This is a genomic window from Microbacterium sp. Y355, assembly GCF_059445345.1.
Map to the genome: position 1 here is coordinate 123,895 of NZ_JCAIUD010000002.1, position 24,571 is coordinate 148,465.

Annotated in this window: 20 protein-coding genes and 1 tRNA gene; 11 read left to right on the plus strand and 10 right to left on the minus strand. The window is 63.6% G+C overall.

Annotation, left to right across the window (positions count from 1 at the left end; translation table 11 throughout):
- Window positions 1–37 precede the first annotated feature (37 nt).
- Both AC1C2O_RS17625 and AC1C2O_RS17630 read right to left on the minus strand, forming a co-directional pair.
- Complete coding sequence (locus AC1C2O_RS17625; protein WP_495431873.1) at window positions 38–1,765, minus strand: helicase-associated domain-containing protein; 1,728 nt, start codon at window positions 1,763–1,765, stop codon at window positions 38–40.
- 2 nt (window positions 1,766–1,767) lie between these two features.
- A complete protein-coding gene (locus tag AC1C2O_RS17630; RefSeq protein WP_495431874.1) occupies window positions 1,768–2,043 on the minus strand; it encodes a multidrug ABC transporter ATPase in 276 nt (91 codons plus the stop codon).
- A gap of 98 nt (window positions 2,044–2,141) precedes the next feature.
- Here AC1C2O_RS17630 and AC1C2O_RS17635 point away from each other — a divergent pair, with 98 nt between their 5' ends.
- Together AC1C2O_RS17635 and AC1C2O_RS17640 are read left to right on the plus strand one after the other, a co-directional pair.
- Window positions 2,142–2,522 (plus strand): cold-shock protein, encoded by a 381-nt coding sequence (locus AC1C2O_RS17635; protein WP_495431875.1) that lies wholly within the window; start codon window positions 2,142–2,144, stop codon window positions 2,520–2,522.
- A complete protein-coding gene (locus AC1C2O_RS17640; protein ID WP_495431876.1) occupies window positions 2,506–3,150 on the plus strand; it encodes a DUF3027 domain-containing protein in 645 nt (214 codons plus the stop codon). Before AC1C2O_RS17635 ends, AC1C2O_RS17640 begins: the two co-directional genes overlap by 17 nt.
- A gap of 61 nt (window positions 3,151–3,211) precedes the next feature.
- Here AC1C2O_RS17640 and serC read toward each other — a convergent pair whose 3' ends face one another.
- Window positions 3,212–4,324, minus strand: coding sequence for a phosphoserine transaminase (gene serC / locus AC1C2O_RS17645; protein WP_495431877.1), 1,113 nt, complete (start codon window positions 4,322–4,324; stop codon window positions 3,212–3,214).
- A 102-nt stretch (window positions 4,325–4,426) separates the two neighbouring features.
- Here serC and AC1C2O_RS17650 point away from each other — a divergent pair, with 102 nt between their 5' ends.
- The 4 genes from AC1C2O_RS17650 (at window position 4,427) to AC1C2O_RS17665 (ending at window position 7,162) form a co-directional block, all read left to right on the plus strand.
- Window positions 4,427–5,128 carry an iron-dependent transcriptional repressor DtxR gene (locus tag AC1C2O_RS17650; RefSeq protein WP_495431878.1) on the plus strand — a complete coding sequence of 234 codons (702 nt, stop codon included), beginning with the start codon at window positions 4,427–4,429 and terminating at the stop codon, window positions 5,126–5,128.
- Window positions 5,129–5,486: 358 nt separating this feature from the next.
- Entirely contained in the window at window positions 5,487–6,212 is a 726-nt protein-coding gene (locus AC1C2O_RS17655; RefSeq protein ID WP_495431879.1) for a M23 family metallopeptidase, read from the plus strand.
- Window positions 6,213–6,543: 331 nt separating this feature from the next.
- Window positions 6,544–7,041, plus strand: coding sequence for an HNH endonuclease (locus AC1C2O_RS17660; RefSeq protein WP_495431880.1), 498 nt, complete (start codon window positions 6,544–6,546; stop codon window positions 7,039–7,041).
- Between the two features lie 49 nt (window positions 7,042–7,090).
- Window positions 7,091–7,162 (plus strand) — tRNA-Arg (locus tag AC1C2O_RS17665).
- 76 nt (window positions 7,163–7,238) lie between these two features.
- Here the strand turns inward: AC1C2O_RS17665 and AC1C2O_RS17670 are convergent.
- A complete protein-coding gene (locus AC1C2O_RS17670; protein ID WP_495431881.1) occupies window positions 7,239–8,264 on the minus strand; it encodes a LacI family DNA-binding transcriptional regulator in 1,026 nt (341 codons plus the stop codon).
- 113 nt (window positions 8,265–8,377) lie between these two features.
- Between AC1C2O_RS17670 and AC1C2O_RS17675 the strand changes: the two genes are divergently transcribed.
- The 4 genes from AC1C2O_RS17675 to AC1C2O_RS17690 are packed head-to-tail and all read left to right on the plus strand — an operon-like array spanning window position 8,378 to window position 14,065.
- Entirely contained in the window at window positions 8,378–9,673 is a 1,296-nt protein-coding gene (locus AC1C2O_RS17675) for an ABC transporter substrate-binding protein (protein ID WP_495431882.1), read from the plus strand.
- 56 nt (window positions 9,674–9,729) lie between these two features.
- Window positions 9,730–10,623, plus strand: a complete 894-nt coding sequence (locus AC1C2O_RS17680) for a carbohydrate ABC transporter permease (RefSeq protein ID WP_495431883.1) — start codon at window positions 9,730–9,732, stop codon at window positions 10,621–10,623.
- On the plus strand, window positions 10,620–11,480 hold the full coding sequence (locus AC1C2O_RS17685) for a carbohydrate ABC transporter permease (protein WP_495431884.1): 861 nt from the start codon (window positions 10,620–10,622) through the stop codon (window positions 11,478–11,480). Before AC1C2O_RS17680 ends, AC1C2O_RS17685 begins: the two co-directional genes overlap by 4 nt.
- Window positions 11,481–11,506: 26 nt before the next feature.
- On the plus strand, window positions 11,507–14,065 hold the full coding sequence (locus AC1C2O_RS17690) for a family 78 glycoside hydrolase catalytic domain (protein ID WP_495431885.1): 2,559 nt from the start codon (window positions 11,507–11,509) through the stop codon (window positions 14,063–14,065).
- 10 nt (window positions 14,066–14,075) lie between these two features.
- Here AC1C2O_RS17690 and AC1C2O_RS17695 read toward each other — a convergent pair whose 3' ends face one another.
- Genes AC1C2O_RS17695 through AC1C2O_RS17720 form a run of 6 tightly spaced genes read right to left on the minus strand, consistent with a single transcriptional unit; the run spans window position 14,076 to window position 23,777 of the window.
- Window positions 14,076–16,847 carry a family 78 glycoside hydrolase catalytic domain gene (locus AC1C2O_RS17695; RefSeq protein WP_495431886.1) on the minus strand — a complete coding sequence of 924 codons (2,772 nt, stop codon included), beginning with the start codon at window positions 16,845–16,847 and terminating at the stop codon, window positions 14,076–14,078.
- Window positions 16,844–18,622 (minus strand): glycoside hydrolase family 3 protein, encoded by a 1,779-nt coding sequence (locus AC1C2O_RS17700; RefSeq protein ID WP_495431887.1) that lies wholly within the window; start codon window positions 18,620–18,622, stop codon window positions 16,844–16,846. The genes AC1C2O_RS17695 and AC1C2O_RS17700 overlap by 4 nt, the downstream gene beginning before the upstream one ends.
- A complete protein-coding gene (locus tag AC1C2O_RS17705; RefSeq protein ID WP_495431888.1) occupies window positions 18,619–19,503 on the minus strand; it encodes an ATP-binding cassette domain-containing protein in 885 nt (294 codons plus the stop codon). Before AC1C2O_RS17705 ends, AC1C2O_RS17700 begins: the two co-directional genes overlap by 4 nt.
- Complete coding sequence (locus tag AC1C2O_RS17710) at window positions 19,500–21,254, minus strand: ATP-binding cassette domain-containing protein (protein ID WP_495431889.1); 1,755 nt, start codon at window positions 21,252–21,254, stop codon at window positions 19,500–19,502. Before AC1C2O_RS17710 ends, AC1C2O_RS17705 begins: the two co-directional genes overlap by 4 nt.
- On the minus strand, window positions 21,251–22,192 hold the full coding sequence (locus AC1C2O_RS17715) for an ABC transporter permease (RefSeq protein ID WP_495431890.1): 942 nt from the start codon (window positions 22,190–22,192) through the stop codon (window positions 21,251–21,253). Before AC1C2O_RS17715 ends, AC1C2O_RS17710 begins: the two co-directional genes overlap by 4 nt.
- 55 nt (window positions 22,193–22,247) lie before the next feature.
- Window positions 22,248–23,777 (minus strand): ABC transporter substrate-binding protein, encoded by a 1,530-nt coding sequence (locus tag AC1C2O_RS17720; protein ID WP_495431891.1) that lies wholly within the window; start codon window positions 23,775–23,777, stop codon window positions 22,248–22,250.
- A gap of 125 nt (window positions 23,778–23,902) precedes the next feature.
- Here AC1C2O_RS17720 and AC1C2O_RS17725 point away from each other — a divergent pair, with 125 nt between their 5' ends.
- The gene (locus AC1C2O_RS17725; protein ID WP_495431892.1) at window positions 23,903–24,514 is read left to right on the plus strand and encodes a TetR family transcriptional regulator; all 612 of its coding nucleotides are present in this window, start codon (window positions 23,903–23,905) and stop codon (window positions 24,512–24,514) included.
- The last annotated feature ends 57 nt before the right edge of the window (window positions 24,515–24,571 follow it).

Sequence of the window (24,571 nt, forward strand, 5' to 3'; positions counted from 1 at the left end):
CGAGGCGACACAGGACTCAACCTGCGGCACCTGAAATTCACCTGCTGGTCCCTGAGCCCGTCGAAGGGCCGACCAATTTCGCGGAACGAATGCTCTTGACCGGAAGAGTGCGCTCCACATCGGCTGCACGGTCACGACCGCGCAGTCGTCCGCCACCCAGACCGCTCGCCTCGAGCTGCAGTTCGCGCGTGGAGCCATCGGGCATCGCGATCTCGATCAGCAGCACAGCCTTGGCGCGCACGGCCGCTTCCAGCTCGCGATCCAGCCACGCGGCATCCGCATCGGGGCCCTGCTGCGCGCGCAGTCGTGCAATGAGCGAATCGTAGGATGCTGCCGCAACGGGCTCCTGCGGCGGAGCGGGGTTGCGGTCAACGACCTGTGGGCGACCGTCAGAGCCGACAATGGTCGCCGGATAGCGGGCATCGGTCAGGGCCCAGTAGACGGTGTCGCGCCCGACGCGAGAGCTGAGCCCACCGGCATCCCGAGCAAGCCCCAGCGGACGCAGCGCTTGGTCGACTCCTACGGAATCAAGAAGTGTCGCATCGACGCTGGTGACGCGGGTGCGGCCAGTCTCGGCATCCGTGAAGACGCGCACGAGACCGTGCCGCTGCGCGGTCTGGGTGACGAGGTACTCGAGTGGCTGTGGGATGCCGGTCAGGGACAACTCGCCGAGGAACTCGAGGATGGATGATGCCGTTTCGCCAGCGGCCAGGGCGTGCGAGACCGACTCGGCTGTGAAGCGATACGAGGAGGCCTGGGCCGCGGATTCTCTGGCGGCGATGCTTCGAAGTCGCACATCCAGCCCCGACGCGAGGGGGCCAGGTGCGATCGCGGACAGGTCATTCTGCAAGAAGATGCGGTCGACTTCGGTGGGCAGCATCCGTTGCAGTGCGGCGGCGTCCGCTGGGGCGCCTTCGCGCAACGGCGAAGCCCAGACAGGCTCGGTCCCGCCATCGGCGATCAGCCCGAGCAGGCGCGCGCGTTCGCTGAGAATTGAGCTGCGCTCGCCCCAGGTCGAATCCCATGGATGCTGACGATCCCACAGAGACACAGGCAGCCAACCGTCGCCCGTCGTGCGCAGCCCGCGGGGGAGCGTTGCCCGGAATGCATCTGCGAGCTGAGCCCAGCGCTCGGCGGCGGCGAGCCGCAGCCATGCCTCGCCGACCGATGTCAGGCGCACCTGACGCTCACTCGTCGTGATCAGATCGGCACCTTCGGCAAGTGCGATGAGGTCATCAACAACGTCAACGGGAAGACCGGCATCCGCCATGCGTCGCTTTTCTCCGGCGGCGAGGATTCCGCTGGTCAGCAGGGCAAGCGGCGACTCCCTGGCCAGCAGTAGCACGTCGGCAAGCGCCGCAACGCTTGTGAATGCACGCTCGGCCGCATGGGCATTCGCTTCCTCGGAGGCAGGGTGCGTCGCAGCGGTCTCGGCAGCGAGCGGACGGTCTCGAGAGCCCACCGCGTCGGCGACGGGAGGAGCAGGCGTGCCGTCTGGGCGCAGCAGTGCCAGTGCCAGAAGTGTCTCGGTCTCAGCGCCAGCGCCTTCGCCACCGACTGCGCGATGCAATGCTGTGGCTTCCGTGAGCGTCAGGCGCGGGAGCATCCGCTCGATGGATGCGGGTTCCAGCAGCGCTTCTGCCGCGTCGAAGAAGTCGAGCCATGCGACATCGGTGCGCACGCCGCGTGCTTCGAAGAGTGTGGCTAGCTGTGAATCGCGCGCAGCAGCCAGCCAAACAGCGAGCGGGCGTGCATGCGTGCTCATGGTCAGGAGCGCTTGGCGGCGCGGCCTTTCCGTATGAAACTCATCACGAGCAGCGTGATGATCATCACGAACGCGATGGGTAGGCCATACAGCGGGATGCCCGCGACGATAGGCCAGAGGCCGCTACCGAAGGAATTTTGATCCATTCCGACCGCGCTGCCGATGATGATGGCGAAGAAGCAGATGACCGAGAGCGCGGCGAGCGTCAGCGCTGTAAAAGCGAGGGTGCGATCCAATCTGCGGACGGAAACCTCCGGTCCGGAATTCTGGGTGCTCATCCGTCTCAGCCTAGTCCCTGGAACACCGGTAGGCTGATGGGTGGTCGCGCATGGACGCGACGTTTCTTTTCGGCACCATCACACAGCGAGGTTTTCCCATGCCCACCGGCAAGGTCAGGTTCTACGACGACGAGAAGGGGTTCGGCTTCATCGCCAGCGATGATGGCCAGGACGTCTTCCTGCACGCCTCCGCCCTGCCCACCGACGCCACCGTCAAGGCAGGCGCTCGAGTGGAGTTCGGCGTCGCCGACGGCAAGCGCGGTCTGCAGGCACTGTCCGTGCGTGTGCTCGAAGCTCCCGTCAGCCTCTCGAAGGCCAAGCGCAAGCCCGCCGACGACATGGCGATCATCGTCGAGGATCTCGTGAAGCTTCTCGACAGCATCGGCGGCGATCTGCGCCGCGGACGTTATCCGGCAGGCCCCCAGAGTCACAAGATTGCAGCAGTCCTGCGAAAGGTCGCTGATGACCTCGATGCCTGAGCCCGACGCGCACCTGATCGGTGCGCACGACGTCGCGCTCGCAGCGTCGCACGAGATCACCCCTGCCTCGACGGTTGGCCCGCCTGCGGGCTACCTGGCCGAGGACGATGGCTCTGTATCGCTGCGCTTCGAGAACCGTCTGCCTGGATACCCAGGCTGGTACTGGACGGTCACTGTGGCGCGCGTTGAAGGCGCCGAGCCGACCGTGCTCGAAGTCGAACTGATGCCCAACGAGGGTGCGTTGCTCGCGCCGGAGTGGGTGCCGTGGGACGAGCGGCTTGCTGACTATCGCGCGCACCAGGTGGAGCTTGCTGAGCAGGCAGCCGTTGCTGCGGCTGAGGCGGGCGAGTCGACCGAGGATTCCGATGAGGATTCCGATGACGACGAGTCCGACGATGTCCTCGACGAGGACGACGAGGACGACGAGGACGACGACGACGATGATGACGAGGTTGACGCTTCGGAATCGCGCGTGCTCCACGCCGGCGACCTCGACGGCGTGGACATTGACGAACTCGATGAGTCGGCGATCGACCAACCGGATGCTGACGACGAATCTGTAGTTGCTTTCGACGATGAGTCCGTAGTCGCTTTCGACGACGAGTCGGAGTCCGACGAAGAGGAGTGATCCTCCCAACTTGCATACGAAAAAGGGCTGGCATGATGCCAGCCCTTTTTCGTTGCTTGAGTCAGCCGGCGGTATTCGCGAGCACGTAGTCGATCGAGCGGATGAGCTGGCGCACGTCGTCCGGCTCGATTGAGACGAAGGTCGCGACGCGCAGTTGATTACGGCCGAGCTTGCGGTACGGCTCAGTGTCGACGATGCCGTTGGCGCGCAACGTCTTTGCGATCGCTGCCGCGTCGATGCTGTCGTCGAAGTCAATAGTGACGACGACGGGGGAGCGGTGCTCCGGATTCGTCACGAAGGGTGTTGCGACGGCCGATGCCTCTGCCCAGTCGTACAGCGCCTGTGACGACTCTGCTGTGCGCGCGCCTGCCCATGCGAGCCCACCGTTGTCGTTGATCCACTTCAGCTGGTTGTCGAGCAAATGCAGGGTCGTGAGTGCCGGCGTGTTCAGCGTCTGGTTCAGACGTGAATTATCGACGGCGTTCTTCAGGCTCAGGAACTCAGGGATGTAGCGACCGGATGCTGCGATCTGCTCGATCCGCTCGATGGCGGCCGGCGACACCGCCGCGAACCACAGGCCACCGTCGGAGCCGAGGTTCTTCTGCGGTGCGAAGTAGTAGACATCAGCCTGGCTCACGTCGAAATCGATGCCACCCGCGGCGCTGGTCGCGTCAATAACAGTGAGGGCGCCGGCTGCGGCCACGCGCTCGATGGGCGCCGACACACCGGTCGAAGTCTCGTTGTGCGGCCACGCGTACACGTCGACACCTTCGACGATCTCCGCCGCGACACGCGAACCGGGCTCTGCTGTGCGCACATCGGGTGACTCCAGCCACGGGGCGCCTGCGGCCTTGGCGAACTTGCCGCCGAACTCCCCGAAGGTGAGGTTCTGGCTGCGGCGCTCGATCAGGCCGAATGCCGCAGCATCCCAGAACGCGGTCGATCCGCCATTGCCGAGCAGGATCTCGTAACCCTCGGGAATGCGGAGGAGGCTCGCGAACTGCTCGCGGACGCTGCCGACGAGATTCTTCACTGGTGCCTGGCGATGTGAAGTGCCCAGGATGCTGGCGCCGGATGCAAGTAGCGCTTCCAGCTGCGCCGGGCGCACCTTCGAGGGTCCGCAGCCGAAGCGGCCGTCAACGGGCAGGAGGTCACTGGGAATCTCGATCGCCATGCGTTGATTCTAGGCGCGCGAGGATGCGACCACTTTCACTGTGTCCAACTCTGACGTGCGCGCGGGAAGGTAGGCTTGCCTAACAAGACCCCGGAGGGCCAGATGACGGATTTGATCGATACCACGGAGATGTATCTCCGCACCATCCTCGAACTCGAAGAAGAGAACATCGTGCCGTTGCGCGCACGCATCTCTGAGCGGCTCGGACACTCTGGCCCGACCGTCTCGCAGACGGTGGGGCGCATGGAGCGGGACGGCCTCGTGGTTGTTTCCGAGGACCGCACCCTCGAATTGACCGCGTCTGGCCGTCGTAAGTCTGTCGACGTGATGCGTAAGCACCGCCTGGCAGAGCGGTTGCTGGCGGATGTGATCGGCTTGGACTGGGCCTACGTGCACGAGGAAGCGTGCCGCTGGGAGCACGTGATGAGTGAGCAGGTCGAACGCCGCCTCGTAGAGCTGCTGGGCCACCCGACCGAGTCGCCTTATGGAAATCCGATTCCCGGCCTTGACCAGCTGGGCGATATTTCCGCGCACACGTTCAATGAGGGCGTCATCGGGCTCGTGCAGAAGCTCAATGCTGCTGGGGGGCCGATCGAAGGAACGGTTCGCCGTCTCGCTGAGCCGGCGCAGGTTGACCCCGAGCTGCTTGAGCAGCTGCGCGATGCTGGGGTCATGCCCGGCTCCCACGGCAACTATCGCTTCAACGAGGGCTACGTGCTGATCCAGATGGATGGCAATGATGAGGGTCTTGAGCTTCCGGTCGAGCTCGCTTCGCACATCTTCCTGGTGGGCGATCCAGCCTGATAAGTCGTGCCGGGTGGGTGCGTCGGCATCCGCTCTCGGACGATTATCAGCAGCTCAGGGTGACAGAATCGTTATCATCCGGTAACCTCGGACAAGTCGCCAGCGAAAGCCCGCTGGTGGTAAACCCGTGAAGATTGCCTCACCGGCTCGTCATCTCTGCGGACAGATCGCATAAAGTGCCCCGAGCAGATGCCACGAGAAGCAGAGTGCCGACGAGCCAGCGCTACCCGAGCGCGAGGCGCAGGAGGATCACCTTTTGGCCTTAGATATTGAACCAATCACGAATACACCCGAAAAAGCCCTGAAGCGAAAGCGGACTGTCGCCCCTCGTGACGCCGCACGCAAGATGATCAAGCCGGTGCGCTCGATCGCTATCTTCGGCGCCGTCGGTGTATTGGTTGCCGGAATCGCGCTTCCGTCATTCGCGTCTTCCGCAGATCCGGTTGACGCCACCGCGACTCTTCAGCAGGTAGCTTTCGACGATGCGCAGTCGCTGGTGGTTGCCTCTCAAGCCACCGCAGCGCCCCTTGACCGGGGCACATACACCGCCACGACTCCTGAGGAGATCACGGCGAAGAAGGAAGAGGAAGCAGCTGCCGCTCGTGCCGCAGCCGCAGCCGCCGCATCCGTGGCTTCCATTCCGAACAACAACTTCAACCCGGGCGATTACGCTCTCGTTGCGCCGGGCTCAGGCGAGGTGCGCTACCCGCTTCCGGGGGGCTCCTACAGCCAGGGACGCAGCGTCGGCGGCGGGCACAACGGCGTTGACATGCTCGCGCCCCAGGGCACGCCCATCTACGCGGCGGCAGCCGGCGTGGTCCGCGCCTCGGCCGAGAGCATCGGCGGCTACGGCGTATCGATCATGATCGATCACGTCATCGGTGGGCAGAGCGTTGGCACGACTTACGGTCACATGACATACGGCTCCCGTCAGGTTCAGACCGGACAGAGCGTCGTTGCCGGTCAGCTCATCGGATTCGTCGGTAGCACGGGCCGCTCGACGGCGAATCACCTGCACTTCGAAGTCTGGTACGGAGGCTCACTCGTAGAGCCGTATGCCTGGCTCGCTGCCAACGCTGGCTGATCTCTTTTCGGTGGGGTTCGGAGCAACACGCGTCTGAGCGTTCACCTGCTGTTTCGTCATCTGTCGGCACGATGGGTTAGCCTGTACCCGTCGTCGCACGGATGGGAGAAAGCCGATGGAACGAATACCGAGCATCCGCACCATGGATGCACTCGGTCGTTACGTTCTTCGGCATTGCCCGCAGGGATGCACTGAGCTTGTCGTGTGCGAAAGGCGCTGTCTGTAAAGACGGCGCCTTTTTTGGTTCCTGCGTACTTTCCTCTGTCGTCCGAGTGGCGTCGTGTGAGTCGAGAGTGCCGGGAAGCCGTCCCGGCGGATCGAGAGGAAGACGATGCGCACACTTGTTCTGAACGCCGGGTATGAACCGCTTGCGGTGGTGTCCTTCAAACGAGCCCTGGTGCTCGTCATGAATCAGAAGGCCACCGTGGTGGAACGTGTGGAGGATGATCCTGTCTGGGCGGCAGGTGGTGCCTACGATCGTCCCGCCGTCATCGTCCTAGCAAGATACGTCCGCTTACCGAGAAGCCGGCGCGTCCCCGTGACCAGACGTGGTGTGTTGAGGCGGGACGACCATAGATGTGGGTACTGCGGCAAGTCAGCATCCACGATCGATCACGTCCTTCCGCGCTCACGCGGCGGAGCGGATTCCTGGGAGAACCTCGTCGCCTGCTGTCTGCGGTGCAATAACGTCAAGAGTGACCGCACGCCGCAGGAGATGCAGTGGCAGCTGCGATTCAGTCCGCGCCCACCGCGAGGAACCTCCTGGACCGTTCGAGGCACTGAGCGCAGCGATCCCTGCTGGGAGCCGTATCTCGCCCTGGCGGCGTAGGTGTCACGAGCGAACCGAGCTCGCTTGATTGACTAGACTGGTCGGGCCAGCCTCTGTAGCTCAATGGAAGAGCAGTTCCGTCCTAAGGAAAGGGTTGGGGGTTCGACTCCCTCCAGGGGCACCGTATAAAGTCCTGATCAGTCATTATTTTGATGCCTCATGTAGGCGTCAGGCGTAGCAACAGCTGCAAATCTCTATCAAACGGCGGAGCTTACGCGTTCGAACAGAGTGGGGCCCAGCGTGATCGTGCGATGCACATGATCAACAGATGAGATCTCCTCCAGCAGGACTTGCGCGGCGATCCTGCCCATCTCGTGGCCGGGTTGCCCGACACTTGTGATCGGAATTGAGCTGTCCTGGGCGAAGTGATTGTTGTCATATCCGACGACCGCCATGTCTTCTGGGACACGAATCCCGGCGAGTTGCATCGTTTGAATCGCTCCGGCCGCCAGAGCATCAGAAGCCGCGACAAGCCCGTCGGGGCGGTCCGGGATGCTGCGCTCACTGAGGGTGGCGCCGAGATCGTAGCCGCCCCGCACGCTGATACTTCGAGTTTCGATCTTTTGGAGCGTAGCGTCGTCGACTTCCGAGACGGCACGAGTGGCACCGGCGAATCGTTGGGCGATCGCCGACAGGGAGAATGGGCCGCCGGCGAACGCGAGGCGACGGAGTCCGCGGTCGAGGAGATGCCGAGCGGCGAGATAGCCGCCTAACTCCTCGTCGACGACCACTCCGCAGGCATCGTGCTCACCTGGCCAGTTCACATGCACGACGGGTACACCGCGTCCACGGGTGGCACGAGCCGCATCCAGGGGTGCATCGAGTGGTGCCAGTAGAATTCCGGCAACTTTGGTTTCCTCGAAGACATTGATGTACGCGTCTTGCTTGGACAGATTGACATCGCTGTTGGCCAAGAGGAGACGGATACCGTGTTCGTCGAGTTCTTCCTCCGCCCCGCGTGCGAGGTCGATGAAGAACGAGTTTCCCACGTCAACGATGACGAATCCGACGGTGTCCGCGCGTCCAGTCACCAGCGATCGAGCTGCATCATTGCGGACGAACCCCAACTCGCTGATCGACCGGAGCACCCGTTCGCGCTTCTCTTGGGTGACGATGTGCGGATTATTCAGCACGTTTGACACTGTGCCGAGGGACACGCCCGCATGGCGAGCGACATCGGTCATGACGGGGCGCGGACGGCCTGCGCTCGGCGTCGAGTTCATTTGATCATTATCCGTCCATCATTGGAGAGCTTGCTTTTTGTAACGCTTCAAGCGTACTATCTGAAGCGCTTCAAGATGTGATCAACCAGGCTCGCCCATTCAAGGAGGAATTGATGAAGCGCAACACAGCAGTGCATTTCAAGCGCGGTGCCCTCACCGCCATCGCCGGGGCATCAGCTCTCGCTCTCACCGCCTGCGGCGGGGGAGGCGCGTCCGCAGGTGGCGACGCTATGTCTCTCTTCATCAACGTGGAGAACACCGAGATCCCCGCGGTCCTGGAAACGCTGGCCGACGGCGCATGCGCCGCGGACGCCGAGGCGCTTCCGCTCAAGGTGGAGACCGTTCCCCAGAGCAATCTCGACCAGCAGCTTCAGCTGAAGGCGGGCCAGGGCGATCTGCCCGTCCTCTTCTCAGCAGGCAACGCGCCGGCGCTGACTCAAACTCTCGCCGATGCTGGCAACGTCGTCGACTTTGAGGAGGTTCTCACCGATCTCGACGTCATCGACAACATCGAGCCCGCCGCCATTTCGACCATCGAGAATCTCTACGGCGGCTTCCGTGCTCTGCCGTTCGAATACAACGTCGAAGGTATCTGGTACAACAAGGCGCTCTTCGCGGAGCAGGGTATCGAAGAGCCGCAGACCTTCGATGACCTCGCCGCCGCTGCCGGCACACTCGACGCCGCAGGCGTCCAGCCGTTCTCCGCGAGTGGTGAGCAGGGCTGGCCGATCACGCGGCTCATCTCTAGCTACATCTTCCGCGATCTGGGCCCCGATGCGCTGCAGAAAGTCGCCGACGGCGAGGCAAGCCTCACCGACCCGGAGTACGTTGCTGCGGCACAGGCCATCGCCGACCTTGGCGCCGAGGGCTATTTCGGCCAGGGCGTCGGATCGATCGACATGGCCACGAGTGAGAACCAGTTCCTTAACGGATCTGCCGCGATGTTCTACATGGGCTCGTGGTTCCTCAGCGGTCTGAACGACCCTGAGATGAACCAGATCGGCGCGGAGAACGTCGGCTTCATGCCGTTCCCCGGGGTAGAGGGCGGTGCGGGCGACCGTTCGCAGCTCGCCGCGAACGTGGGCCTTCCGGTCACGATGAACGCAAAAGCCGTCAACGAGGGCACCGAGAGCTGGCTGTCTTGCATCGTGGAGAACTACGGCAGCACCGCTCTCGCTCAGGAGAACCGCGTCTCTGGCTTCGCCCTGAACGAGGAGGTCACGGACGTCCCCGCGCTCACGCAGCTCGTCCAGGAGCAGATCGCCAGCACTGAGACCACCGTGCTGTGGTTCGAGGCGCTGTTCTCCGCTGAGGCGACGACCACCAGCCAGCGCAATGCGGCTCCGCTGATGACCGGCAGCATCTCGGCAGAGGAGTTTATGTCGATGGTCCAGGCGGACCTGGACTAATGACCCGGAGGGGGTGGCGGTTCGCACTGTCACCCCCTCGATAAACAGGAGAACGAATGCAGAACGTGTTGGGCGACCGCAAGGCGATCGCCATCCTTCTCGGCCCTGCGCTGGTGATCTATACGGTCGTCATGCTCGTGCCGGTCATCTGGTCGCTTGGCTACACTTTTTTCGAGGGCAACGCCATCGTCGGCTTCGAATTCGTCGGTGTCGACAACTTCGTCCGTCTTTTCGGTGACTCGGAAGTGCACGCAGCGCTGCTCTTCACGCTCAAGTACGCCCTCGTCGTGACCGTCGGGCAGGTGCTGCTGGGGTACATGCTTTCGCTCCTCTATGTCTTTGCGCTCAAGCGAGCCTCTGGGATCGTCCGCACGCTCGTCTTCTTCCCGGTGGTCATGCCCACTGTCGCCGTGGCTTTGCTCTTCCAGCAATTGTTCTCGATCGCGCCGACCCAGGGCGTGGTGAACTCGCTGCTTTCGGGTCTTGGGGGCGTGCCTGTCGACTGGTTCGGCGACGGGGCCAGCGCCTTCATCGTCATTGCGATCATGGACATTTGGCGCTCGATGGGCTTCTATGGCGTTCTTCTCTACGCAGGCCTCATCGACATCCCAGAGGATGTGCTGGAGTCTGCGCGACTCGATGGCGCGAGCGGGTGGAAGCTCGTCCGCCACATCATCCTGCCGCTGTCCGCGCCCGTTCTTGTTTCTTCCCTGATCTTCTCCGTCAACGGAACCCTGAAGGTCTTCGACAGTGTTCTCGCCCTGACCAACGGCGGACCGGGAACCTCGACGAGCCCCCTGACGATCTCAATGTTCGACAACGCGTTCACTTACGGCAATTACGGATACGGCTCGACGATCGCCATGCTCCTCACGATCATCTGCCTCGTCGTAACCGTGTTCATATTCCGCGCGAATGCCGGTACGAAGAAGAAGGGATTCGCAGCATGACCTCTTCCGTCTCTGTCTCTCGTCGCGCGTCCCGCGCGCTCAAGCGCCTACCGATCTGGATTCTCGTCGCCCTCCTTCTCGTCGTCGTCGGGTATCCGCTCGTCTGGCTTTTCCTGGGATCTTTCAAGACGCAGCAGGAGTTCCTCGAGTCACCGACCTGGGCGCTTCCGCAGCAGTGGAACTTCGACAACTACATCGTCGCCTGGGACACCGCAGGTCTCGGGCAGGCACTGTTCAACAGCGCGATCACCGTCCTTCCGGCGCTTTTCCTCATGCTCCTGCTCGGTACCGCCGCAGCTTTCGCGCTCGAGGTACTGGTGTGGAAGGGGCGGGGCGGAGTCCTCATCATCTTCCTGGCCGGAATCATGGTGCCGACGCAGATGATTCTGCTGCCGTTGTTCAGCGCATACTTCCAGATTGGCCTCACCGGCACGCTGTGGCCCTTGCTGATCACCTATACCGCGACGGGCATGCCGCTGACGGTCTTCCTCATGGCGACGTACTTCCGCGCAATCCCGCGCGAGGTGTTCGAAGCGGCGACTCTCGACGGTGCAAGCATCTATCGGCAGTTCTTCTCCATCGCGGTGCCCATGATGAAGAACGGACTTTTCACGGTCGGGCTCGTACAGTTCTTCTTCTTCTGGAACGACCTGCTCATCGCTCTCACATTCGCCAACTCCGGCGACCTGCGAACCCTGCAAGTCGGCCTCCTCAATTTCAACGGACAGTTCGGAACGACCCAGTACGGTCCGCTGTTCGCTGCCGTCAGCATCAATGTGTTCGCGCTGCTGCTCATTTACCTCATCCTGAACCAGCGAATCCAGAAGGGTCTGACCGCAGGAGCTGTCAAGGGATGATCGATCGACGACCCGAAAGGAACCGCGTGAGGATATCTGCGCCCCGGTTCGAACACCTCGACGATGCTTTGGGGCTCGGTACGCCGACGCCACGCGTGTCGTGGAAAACCTCCGCTGAGAGCGGCTGGACACAGCACGGATGGCAGATCTCCTGCGAACGCGCGGACGGCATCGTGGTGGCCTCCGGAAGCGGCGCAGGGCAGGTTTTGGTGGCGTGGCCCTTCGAGCCGCTGACCTCAAGGGAACGGGTGGAGATCCGCGTTCGCGTCCGCGGCGCCGATGCTGCGTGGTCAGAGTGGAGTGAACCTGCTTTTGCAGAGGCTGGACTTCTTCTGGCCACCGATTGGGCGGCTGAGCCGGTCGGGGGTGGATGGGTGGAGGCCGCAGATACGGAGCGCCGACCGGCGCTCGTCCGACGCGGCTTCACCGTAGAGAGTCCGGTCGCCCGTGCCCGCCTCTACGTCACCGCGCACGGCCTCTACGAGGCAGAGATCAACGGACGTCGGATAGGCGACCACGAGCTCTCACCCGGTTGGACGAAATACGACGAGCGGCTGGTCTATTGGACGTTCGACGTGACAGACGACATCCACGTCGGCGAAAACGTGATCGGCGCGTGGCTCGGTGACGGGTGGTACCGGGGACGCCTCGGATTCAATGGCGGGTATCGCGACCTCTATGGGGCCGACCAGGCGCTGATCGCCCAGCTCGAATTGGTCCACGAAGATGGCACTCGGGCCACGGTTGCCACAGACAGCACCTGGCAGGCTGCCCGCAGTCCCATCCAGATCTCCGGGCTGTACGACGGTGAGAAGCACGATGCGCGCGCTGAGCAGGCTGATTGGTCGAGCTCCACAGCCGAGCACGAGGGATGGAAGCCAGTGACAGTGGGGCGTCGGGATCCCCACACGCTCGTGGCGCCCTCGCTCCCACCGGTGCGCTGCACCGAGGAGCTCGCACCGGTGACTGTGACTCGCATGAGCGAGGATGTTCACCTGCTGGACTTCGGACAGAACCTCGTCGGACGTCTGCGCGTGAGGGTGAGTGGTGATGCCGGACAGGTAATCGAACTGCGTCACGCCGAGGTGCTCGACAACGGCGCGCTCGGTGTGCGCCCGTTGCGCCTCGCCGACGCTCACGACACCATCACGCTCGACGGCGGTCCCGCCCGGGCCTGGGAACCGAAATTCACGTTCCACGGGTTCCGGTACGCGACGGTAGCAGGGCTGACTGATCTTGCAGAGGGGGATGTCGTCGCGCGCGTGCTGCACAACGACATGCGGCGCACCGGCTGGTTCGAGACCTCGAACAGTGATCTCAACCGTCTGCATGAGAACGTCCGTTGGGGTATGAGAGGGAACTTTCTCAGCATCCCCACCGACTGCCCGCAGCGCGACGAGCGCCTGGGGTGGACAGGCGACATCCAGGTGTTCGCGCCCACGGCGTCGTTCCTCTATGACTCCGCGGGGTTCCTCGAGAACTGGCTCGTCGATGTCGCGCTCGAGCAGCTCCCAGACGGAACTGTTCCCTGGTTCGTTCCCGTGATCCCCGGAGGTCCCTCGTGGACGCCGATCGAGACAGGCGCTGTGTGGGGAGATGTCGCGGTGCTCACGCCGTGGACGCTGTACGAGCGTTTCGGAGATATCGAAGTTCTCCGTCGCCAGTACGACAGCGCCCAGAAGTGGGTCGAACGCATGATCCGTCAGGCCGGACCCAGCAGGCTCTGGTCAAGTGGGCATCAACTCGGAGATTGGCTGGACCCCGCCGCACCGCCGCATGATCCGGCCGACGCGCGGACGGATAAATACCTGGTTGCGGCTGCGTACTTCGCGTACTCGACGCGACGCTTGGCGGACATTGCGCGACTGCTGGGACGAGACGCCGACGCGGACCGGTACGCACGTGTGGGCGCCGAGGCGCGTGATGCGTTCCGCGCCGAGTATGTGACGGGTGATCGGAAGCTGACATCTGATGCGCAGACTGCCTATGCCCTCGCGATTCGCTTCGGACTTTTGAGCGCGGACGAGGAGGAAGCCGCGGGGCGCCGGCTGGCCGAACTCGTGCGCGAGGAGGGCAACCGGATCGCGACCGGGTTCGCCGGGACGCCAGTGATCAGCGACGCACTATCGGCATCAGGACACCTCGACACTGCATACGATCTGCTTCTCGAGACCGAATGCCCCTCATGGCTGTACACGGTGCGCATGGGTGGAACGACGATCTGGGAGCGTTGGGATTCGATGCTGCCGGACGGCACGATCAACCCCGGAGAGATGACGAGCTTCAACCACTATGCGCTCGGTTCCGTGGCCGACTGGATGCACCGCGTGATTGGCGGGCTCTCGCCAGCAGCCCCCGGCTATCAACGGATCCGCTGGGCGCCGGAGCCAGGCGGAGATCTCGAACATGCTCGGATCGCCTTCGATTCGCCATACGGCCTCATTGAGGCAGCCTGGCAACGCACGGCGGACGGAACCGAATACACCCTCTCGGTGCCCACTGGCGTCGAAGGTATCGTTCTACTTCCGGGCGCTGAGGAGCAGCGGATCGAGTCGGGTGGACGGTTTACAGCCGTGGTTGCGTGACAACTCCGACTCAGTCCTGAGCGCGCGTCGCCGCGAGGTTGCCCAGCGCGCCCGCGAGGGCACCAAACGCTGCGGGCGGCATGTCATATAGTCCTGCTGGCAGCGGGTCCTCGACGTTCCAATCGATCCGGCGCCGCGCGAGCGCCGCATACGAGGGGTCGTGCTCTTCCAAGGTCGCGAGGACAGTCGCCAACGCGTCCGCATCGTCGGCGATCTCGCGGAACGTTGATTCTAATGACGGCAATGGAAGTTCGCTGTGTCCAGTGGGCGCGGTGATCGTCCATGAATGCGTGCCGTGGCCGACTTCAACAGCGGTTCCGTCTGGCAGGACAACTTCGGCGGTGGAGTGGACAGGCACCGTCAGTCGCAGCGCAATCTTTTCGCCTGACCGTTCCCACCCGCCGACCACCCGACCGGACGGCGTGTCGATTGTCGTCGCTGCGTGGTCGAGACCGTCAATGATCGTCGGAGCGAAGCGAATCCGACGATACGCGCGTTCGACGGGGGCGACCCCCGCGACCCTGCGGTGCAGCCAGTCAACGACGGCGCCGAACGCGTAATGGTTGAATGACGTCATCTCGCCCGGGTTGACAGAACCGTCGGGGAGCATCGAGTCCCACCGCTCCCACACGGTTGTTGCGCCCATTGTGACGGGATACAGCCACGACGGATAGCCCGTCTGTAGCAGCAGCCGACCGGCTGTCTCAGCGTGGCCTGTGTCCACGAGTGCGTCGAGCACGAGCGGAGTGCCCACGAACCCGGTCGCGATGTGAAATGCAGTCCGGCGAGAAACATGCGCCAGTCGATCGCCGAGTGCTTGACGCTGTGCGGGAACAGTCGAGATGCCGAAGACGAGAGCCAGCGCATATGCGGTGGGCGCATCAGCAGTCATGCGGCCGAGTGGCGTCACGTAGGCGGCCAAGAACGCCTTGCGGGTGCGCTCGGCGATCTCGGCGTAGCGCGCGATGAACTCGGGACGCCCAACCCTGGCTGCTGCGCGAGCCACGAGATCTGCAGATCGGAACAGATACGCGGTGGCGACGATGTCACCCGGTGTCTGTGCGAGGCTCGGGGCATCCGGCGGTGCCAGCGGATCGAGCCAGTCGCCGAGCTGATTGTGGTTGGCCCAGAGGCCGTCCGCGTCCAGTAGCGGAAGGATGCTGTCGACCCAGGCGCGCATGGAGTCGAACTGTCGCGCGAGGACCGCTTCATCGCCGAAACGGTCGGCCAGTACGGTCGGGATCACTGTCGCAGCGTCTCCCCACGCCGCTGTCGGCGCGACAGGGAAGCGCAGCACATCGGGCACGACGAACGGCACGATTCCATCGCGCTTGCTCTGCTCAAAGGCGAGGTCTTCAAGCCAGTTCGACAGGAAGGCATCGCAGTCAAACAGCGTGGCGGCGGTCGGGGCGAAAACCTGCGCGTCTCCGGTCCAGCCCATCCGCTCATCACGCTGCGGGCAGTCGCTGGGCACCGAGAGGAAGTTTCCGCGCATCGACCACACGACGTTCTCGTGCAGCCTGTCGAGGAGGGGAGCAGACGATTCGAACCAGGCAGTGCGACGCATGTCTGTATGGATCACAACGGCGACGACGGCGGTGGGGTCGAGCTCTTCAGGCCAGCCCGAGATCTCGGCGAAGCGGAAACCATGGAATGTGCCCATCGGCTCGAGGACGCGATGCCCATCGCCATCCAGGATGTACCGGTCGGTCGCACTCGCGCGGCGGAGCGGCCGCGTCGCGAGCTCGCCATTGTCGAGCACCTCTGCGTGGCGCACGGTGATCTCGGTTCCCTCTGGCCCGTTCACCGCGAGTCGCAGGTTTCCCACGAGATTCTGACCGAAGTCGAGTCGATATGTGTCGGCAGTGATGCGCTCGATTGACACTGGTGCGATGGTCTCGATCCTGCGAACGGGCTCGAACGTTCGGGCGATCGGAACAAGAGACGTCTCAACAATCACGGCGGGTGCGTGGTCCACGGGATCGCGTCGCAGGTCAACGCTCTCACCGGCATAGATGCCAGAGTCAACGACCTGCCACGTGCCGGTCGCGTGCCACGAAGCATCCGTTCCGATCACTTGTCGACGGCCGTCTGCCCAGCGCAGGTGGAGTTCGGCTGCGACGGCCGGCTGTTCTCCGTATACACGCGTGCCCTGCGCGCCGAAGCCATACTCCTCCGTGTACCAACCGCCCGTCAGCGCGATTCGTACGTCGTGCGAGCCGGGGGAGAGTAAGGGCAGGACGTCCATCGTGTCGTGGAGGACGCGCGAGTCGTAGCTTGTCCAGCCCGGGCCCAGGACGGAATCATCGATCGACGTGTCGTCGATGGTGACGGCGGCGATGCCGAGCGCGGAGACGTGCATGACCGCCGAGACGAGACCCTCGGTGACGTCGATGGTGCGCGACAACAACACCGGGTGGGCCGGACGAGTGGGCGAGGCCAGTCCGATGAACGGGGCTTCCCATTCTGCCACCCGCGCGAGTCGAACGACGAGCGGTGCACTCCAGTCGGATGCCTCTTCGTTCGCACCTACAACGCGCAGTTCTACGGTGTGCGGGGCATCGCCTTGCAGGGGCGCGAAGGGCCAGGGCACGAAAACGTGGTCATCTCCGTCGAGGTGCACGATGCGCTCTCCGTCGAGGCGGACTTGCGCCCCTGCCTGCTGCCATCCCGAAGGGGCAGAGTCGACGATCCACGACAGTCGAGGACGATCGGTCGCGACGAACGGGGTGTCTCGGCGGCGCTCCGCTGAGACGGATCCAATGCGGACGGGAGCGCTCATCGGTTTAGTCCTTCTGCTTCGAGTGACGAGTAGTTCGCACTCCAGCCTGCGGGGTACAGCGGGTCGACGGTGTCGCCTGGCACATCTGGCCTGCTCGCCGCAATTGCGGCCATGCTGCGCGGCAGCTCGAAGGGCAGACGCCCTTCGGGCGCAACTCGACCAGCGAGCGCATCCAATAGTGCCGCGTCGGAAGCGCCGTAGTCGCCGACGATCGCAGTGGCGAACTCATCGAACGGTGTCAGGATCGCCGGACGGCTAAGTGTGACCGAGATGATCAACGGCACGCGTGCTGCGATCGCGCGCAGTTGTTCGACGACCTCGGTGGGGAACTCCAGCGAACCCTGCTCCATTCCGGCTTCGAGGAAAAACTGGTCGCGGGGTTCAAACGGCGCCGACAGGCGCGCGATCGCGACATCGGCAGTCTCCAGGTCGGTCGCTTCCCAGTCGGTCGGCAGGTCCACCGGGTCGAGACTGAGGACATGCACGCGGAGGGGGCCAATCAGCGGCAGCGCGTTGTCGATGCACTTCAGTACGGTGATCGCCCGCGATTGAGCGTGGCGGCCTAACGCGACGTGCTCACGAGCGGGGATCAGTGCGGCGTCGGGCGCGGATGATCCCAAATCGTCGCCGTTGAGCCTTAGCATGACATCGACGATTCGCGTCGCCGCGTTGTCGATACGATCTTCGCTGACAAGATCATCGTCTAGCAGGCGGAGCAGCTGTGCCGTGTCGCTCTCGCCGCCGAGTTGGTCGACGCCCGCGGCAAAAAGACGCGCCATTCGACCCGCGGTGTCGAGATGCTCGACACCCCACGCACGGGCAGGGAATGGCTTGCCGAACACATGCGCATCGGTGATGAGACCGAAGTCACTTAACACGACACCGGTAAAGCCCAGTTCGTCCCGAAGCAGGTCAGTGATGAGTGCCCGATTGAACGCGAATCCGACCTCCTCGATCGGGCGACCGCTACGAGCCAGACCGACCGGCATGCCGTAGTAGGGCATGATCGCCGCGACGCCAGCGGCAATTGCTGTGCGGAACGGAAGAAGGTGCTCCTCGAAGCGCCCGCCCGGGTACACCTGCTCGCGTCCATAAGGGAAATGCGGGTCTTCACCGTCCTTCTGCGGACCACCACCAGGGAAGTGCTTGACGGTGGCAGCAACACTTGTGCTGCCAAGTTCTGGGCCCTGGAGGCCGGCGAGGAATGCCGAAAGCAGGCGCGACGTGAGTGCGGGGTCGGCCCCGAAACTCTGCGCCTGGCGTGCCCATCGTGCATCGGTGGCGAGGTCGACTTGCGGGTGCAACGCCATGCGGATGCCCATCGCGCGGTAGTCGTCGCGCACGATCCGGGCGAAAGTCTCGACAAGGTCTGGGTCGTCAAGGGCGCCGAGACCTATCGGTTCAGGCCACTGTGAAACACCAGCGGCGCGATGTGTCGCGCCCATGTTATTGAGGAATGAGTGACGCGGGTCACTCGAGAAGACGATAGGCAGCCGAGATCCGTGTGAGACAGCGATCTCCTGCAAGCAAGAGAGCACTACCGCAGTCTCAACGGGAGAAGGAACGGAGGCGAGACAGAAATGGCGGATGCCACGATCTACGATCAGCTCTCGACTGGACGGTCCGAAGGGTGATGGCGCATCCGGATCGTGGTCTGCGTCAATCATGAGGATCGGGTGAAAGAGCAACCCTGCTTTCTCTTGTGCGCTCAAGCCGGCGACGACCTCGTGGGCGCGGACGCGTTGATCGGGAGCGGTCGGCTGAGAATGATTCATGACTTTTCTTCCATAACGGTCATAGCGGTTGCAGATTCGTTCTTCACCGCGTGCAGAAGTGTGCGGCGGCGTGCCTGCTCTTTCGGGTCTGCCACGGGTGAGGTTAGAAGGAGGCGACGCGTATAGGGGTGTGAAGGGGTCGATGTCACAGTGTCACCATCGCCCCATTCCACGATTTCGCCCCCGCTCATGACGGCGACCCGATGGCACAGCACTCGCACGACATTGAGATCATGCGAGATGAAGAGGTAGGCGACGCCGGTTCGCGCCTGCACCTCGAGCAGGAGATCGAGAATGTGTGCCTGCGTCGTGAGGTCGAGGGCCGAGACCGGCTCGTCGCACACGATGATGCGCGGCTCGAGGGCGATGGCACGGGCGATAGCGATTCGCTGGCGCTGCCCGCCACTGAACTCACGTGGCAGGCGACGGGCAGCGTCCGAGGGGAGGTGAACGAGATCGAGCAGTTCGCCAACGCGACGGGCGGCATCCTTCGACGACATTCCGCTCGCGCGGAGCGGCTCGGAAAGAGTGTCACCGATTGTGAGTGACGGACTCAGCGACGAATAAGGATCTTGAAAGATGACCTGTAGGTCGCCTGCGAGCGCGCGTCGGCGGCTCCGCGAAGCGTGCGAGGTATCTTCGTCGTCGATCATTATGGTGCCACCAGTGACGGGCGCGAGCCCGAGAACGGCACGCCCGAGGGTCGACTTACCCGAGCCTGATTCACCTACGAGCCCGACGGTTTCACCGGCGCGGACATCGAGGGTCACGCCATGGAGTATCTCGACGGGCGGCCGTCGGAAGCCGCGCGCCGGGTACGCGACGCGGAGTTCCCGGATATCGAGCAGCGGCGTCGACATGTGTGATTCGCGGAGGGTCATACCGAGTCCGATCCGAGAGTGAGCGGGCCACGAGCGGGGGCATCATCGAGGAGCGCGGCAAACAGCCCGCGCGTGTATTCGTGCTGGGGCGAGGCGAAGACATCCGCGACGGACCCGGTCTCGACGATGCTTCCGGACCGCATCACCGACACCCGGTCGGCCAGATCTGCGACCACGCCAAAGTTGTGGGTCACGAGCAACATCGACATACCCGTTTCCCGCTGGAGGTCGCGCAGCAGCTGGAGGATCTCAGCTTGGACCGTGACATCCAATGCCGTCGTGGGTTCGTCGGCGATGATGATCTCGGGCTCCGAAGCGATGGCACCCGCGATGAGTACTCGCTGGGCCATACCGCCTGAGATCTGGTGGGGGTAGGCGGCGAACGTGCGTGCCGGATCGGTGATCCCGACACGGCCGAGAAGCTCCAGCGCACGTGCGCGCGCTGCCTGTCGGGAGAGTCCGAGAACTGCGCGCATCGGTTCCGCGAGCTGATGCCCGATTGTGTAGGAGGGGTCGAGGTTCGACATCGGCTCCTGCGGAATGTAACCGATGCGGCGGCCGCGGACCTGCTGCATCTCGCGGTCGGTGACGCGGAGCAGGTCAGTGCCGTTGAGCGTGATCGCGCCAGCGACGCACGTGCCGCCCAAGGGGAGGAGCCCCAGGGTCGACCATGCAGTCTGTGTTTTACCGGAACCGGATTCGCCGATCAGCGCGTGGATCTCGCCACGACCGATCGCGATCGACACGTCGTCTACGACTGTCTTCCATCCGCTCTCGATGCGGTACGCAATCGAGAGGCCCTCGATGTTGAGCAACGGCTCGGCTGCTGCGTCGTCGTGCGTGATCGCAGATGCGGGCCGCGGCAGGGGAGCGCTCCAAGCGACGTATCGTGTTGACGTGGCGTCACCCGTTTGCTCGAGCTCGTCGCGCAACGCGGTGCCAAAAAGACTCAACGCAATACACGTCAGCGCGATCGCGAGGCTTGGCCACACCATTAGCCATGGGGTGCGCGCGAGGTTCGTGAACCCTTCGCTCAGCATGCCTCCCCAGGTGGGTAGCGAGGGATCACCAACACCCAGGAAATCCAGACTCGCCTGGATTGCGATCGCGACGGCAAAGAGGCCGGCCGTAAGCAGGATTACGGGTGCGCGGACGGCTGTGAGAATGTGGCGCCCGACGATGCGCAGGTCACTCAACCCTGATACTCGCGCAGCGTCAATGTAGAGCTCTCCGCGCACTCCTACTACTGCGCCATAGACGATGCGGTAGTAGGAGGGTGCCAGTACGACGCCGAAGATCGCCATGATCAGCCAGATCGACGGGCCGATGACCGAGCGCGCCGCGAGCAAGACCACGATGGCGGGGAGAGAGAGGATCGTGCCAGCGAGCCAGCTGGCGATGCCGTCAAACCAGCCGCCTCGGTACCCCGCGATGAGGCCGCCTGTGACCCCGAGCGCAGCGGCGACCGCGACGGCGATAGTTGCACCGAGAAGACTCGTCGAGCTCGCGTGGATAAGTCGGGAGAAAACGTCTCTTCCGGCACTGTCGCCGCCGAGCAGATGTTCGGGGCTGGGTGGCGCGAGCACGAGGGGGAGCGAAGACGAATCGGCGGAGTGGGGCGCAAGCATTGGGCCGAATACTGCGACGGCGAGCAGCAGAACGAGGTAGGAGGAAGAGACCGCTCCTAGCGGGTTGCGCAAGAGGCGACGGCCAAGCGATCGGTGCGCGGGAGCGGCAGCAGAGTTTGTCACGACAGACGCACCTTCGGGTTGAGCCATCCCTGCAGAAGGTCGACGGCGAGATTGATCAGGAGCACGATGAGCGCAGTCATGACGAGCAATCCCATGACGAGGGGGATGTCGCCCTGGAGCGTCGCCGAGACGGCAGTCTGACCGAGCCCGGGCAGGGAGAACACCTGCTCGACAACGACGGCACCGCCAAAAAGAACGATGAATTGGATGCCGAGGACGCTAAGTGCCGGCCCAGAGGCGTTACGGAGGACGTGCCGGTATACGACCGCGCGGTGCGGGATGCCGCGAGCGCGCAGCGTACGCACGTAGTCCATTCGTTGTGCATCCACCATCGAACCGCGCACCTGTTGCGCGACGCTGGCGATGGCGCCGATCGAGAGGGCGATGACGGGAAGAATGATTGTGGAGAGCCAACCTGTGATCGATGTCTCGGGGCGAATGTATCCCGTCGCAGGTACCCAGCGCAGTCCGATGGCGAAGGTGAGGACGAGGACCAACGCGACGAGAAAGCCGGGAATTGCGGAGGCGACGACAGAGGTGATTTGGATACTGCGGTCGGCCCACCCGCGACGGGTGGCGGCAACGACGCCGATAACAGTGCCCACCATGGCGGTCACGAGGATCGCACCAATTGTGAGCGAGAGCGTGACGGGGAGGCGGCTCATGAGGGCGTCAGTGACCGGCTGCCCGGAGAACCAGGAACGGCCGAGGTTGCCTGTGAGGGCCCCGCTCGCCCAATCGGCGAACTGAATGATAAGTGGGCGATCGAGTCCCAGCTCTTGTTCCTTGCGTGCGACGATCTCGGGGTCGGCGGTCGCACCCACAATCCGTCGGGCGACGCCTGCGGCACCGAGGTACAGCAGGAAGAACCCGAGTATGCAGATGGTCGCCACGGTCAAAACGCCAGCAGCGAGGCGGCGAAGAATGAAGGTCAGCATTGATGTTGCCCGTTCCGGGGCGGTTCTGACCGGCCCCGGAACGGTTCTTCCTATCTCACTCGGAGGGGCGGATGTTCCACAGGTACGGCATCGCGTTGTCGGCCTGAACGACTGCTTCGGTGCCCTCCGCTGTCAGAAAAGCGGAGGATGGCCGATAGATCGGTGCAAACCATGCCTGATCGACGATGTACTCGTTGAGCTCCTTGGCCGCCGCATCCGCATCCGCCTCGTCGCCCGAGCGCACAACCTCGGCGAGTTCGATGACCGTTGGATCGCCGACATGGAACACATTCCACGCCGATTCGGGAAGCATCGAGAATTGGATCGTCTGCCACGATGTCGGGTCGGTCTGCAGGAGGAACGGGAAGGCCGACCATGTGCCGCCGAGCATCTGTCCGAACAGGTCGTCGCCGGTCGTCTGCCATTCGACGTTGAAGCCGCCGGCTGCCAGCTGCTCCTTGTAGATCGCGAACTCCGACTCTGGGACGAAGTTGTTGCTCGGCATGACGAGGTCGACGCCGTTGGGGTGTCCGGCTTCAGCGAGAAGTGACTTCGCCTTCTCGGGGTCGAAGGGGTAGGCGTCATTGAGAGCGTCATCGTAAGCAGACGACTGGACGCCGAACACCTGGGTTGTAGGTGTTCCCAGTCCGCCGGCGAGCGCCTGAAGTAGCCCTTCCCGGTCGAGCGCGTAGTTGAACGCCTGGCGGACACGGACATCACCCAGGGCGGGATTGAGTTGACCGGCGCGGTCGACCAGCAGGAATCCACTCCAGTTCTGTTCGTACGTCAGTGCGGTGAAGCCGGCGGCTTCCGCTTCGGGAATCTGCGTCGGACTCTGCGCGTTAGACGCATCCACCTGGCCGCCCTTGACAGCGTTCATTAGCGCTGTCGGGTCACCGTAGAAACTCATCTCGATCGAGTCGTAGTGAGCCGACTCGGAGTCCCAGTAGTCGGGATTCGCATCGAACACCCACTTGGATCCGACGACGGTGTCCTGCTCGTCAAGTAGGTAGGGTCCGCTTCCGATCGGCGTCGTCTGTGCATCCGGCGAGTCGAACATCGCCGAGCTGCCGACGAGGCCGGCGTTCTGGCTCAGGTATACCGGGAGTGCGGGGTCAGGAGCGCCGAGCGTGATGATGAGCGTCGTGTCATCCGGCGCTTCCGCTGACGTCATTCCGGCGAGGAAGGACGCGTTCTCGCTCGTGCCGTCACGGAAGCGGGTCAGGTTGTCGGCCGCGACCTGCGCGGTGAGCGCCGTACCGTCGGAGAACTCCACGTCGTCGCGGAGGGTGAGCGTGAGGATGCTTCGTGACTCGTCCCATTCCCACGAGGTGGCGAGCCCTGCCACGATCGTTCCGTCGGGGTCCGTCCGCAGCAGCGTGTCATAGACAGCCTGCAGGTAGGGCGACTGATTTGCCCAGGATGCTTCCCAGGGAGCGAACGACGCCAGCTGTGTGACGACTCCAAGGCGGAGCATCGTCGGCTCGTCGCTAGCGGCGGGCACCTGCGCTGAGCAGCCTGTTGCCGCAAGCGCGGTGACGAGTCCGCCGATGGCAACGGCGCGCATGATTTTGGTGCGGTGCATCTTTGCACGTCCTCTCGGAACGATCGGGTGTGTCGGCACGAAACTGTGGCGACGACGAAAAGCTAGCACGAAAACCTTTAGGAGTGAAAGTTTTAACTTGTTGAAGGTTTTGGTAGCTTTGCTGGATGCCACGCAGACCGGGCCCACGCGGCGAGTATGCCAAGACTCCGAAGCGGCGCGAGGAGATTCTCGACGCCGCGTTCGGGGTGTTTGCGCGGTACGGGTATCTGAACAGCTCGATGAGTGAGATTGCCAAGCGGGCGGGGATGACACTTCCTGGTGTGGCTCATCACTTTCCGACGAAGCCCGGTCTTCTTGAAGCCGTCCTGCAGCAACGCGATCTCGACGCTGTGCGTCATCTCGAGGGGCGACAGGGTGTCGAACTTCTCCGTGGGCTGCTTGCGATTGCCGAGCGAGACCAGGATGACCGCGGCCTCACGCAGCTGTTCGCAATCCTTGCCGCAGAGGCGACCGCTGATGATCACCCCGCGCACGTCTACTTCCGTGAACGCTACGAACTGATTCTGGGCACGGTGCGCGGTGCCTTCGAAGAGGCCGCAGAACGTGGTGACGTGCGCGAGGGGATCACTCCAGCGGAGGCCGCGCAGACTTATGTCGCCCTCTCTGACGGACTGCAGCTCCAGCGTCTCTACGGCGTCGGTCACGAGAGCCAACTTGCGGTGACTCGCCGGTTCCTTGACAGCGTTCTCACGGTGCCCATCAACGACGTGAACTGAGTCGACACGCGAGAAAGCTCTCCACCACGGCGTTATGGGGACGCACCGACGACGCGC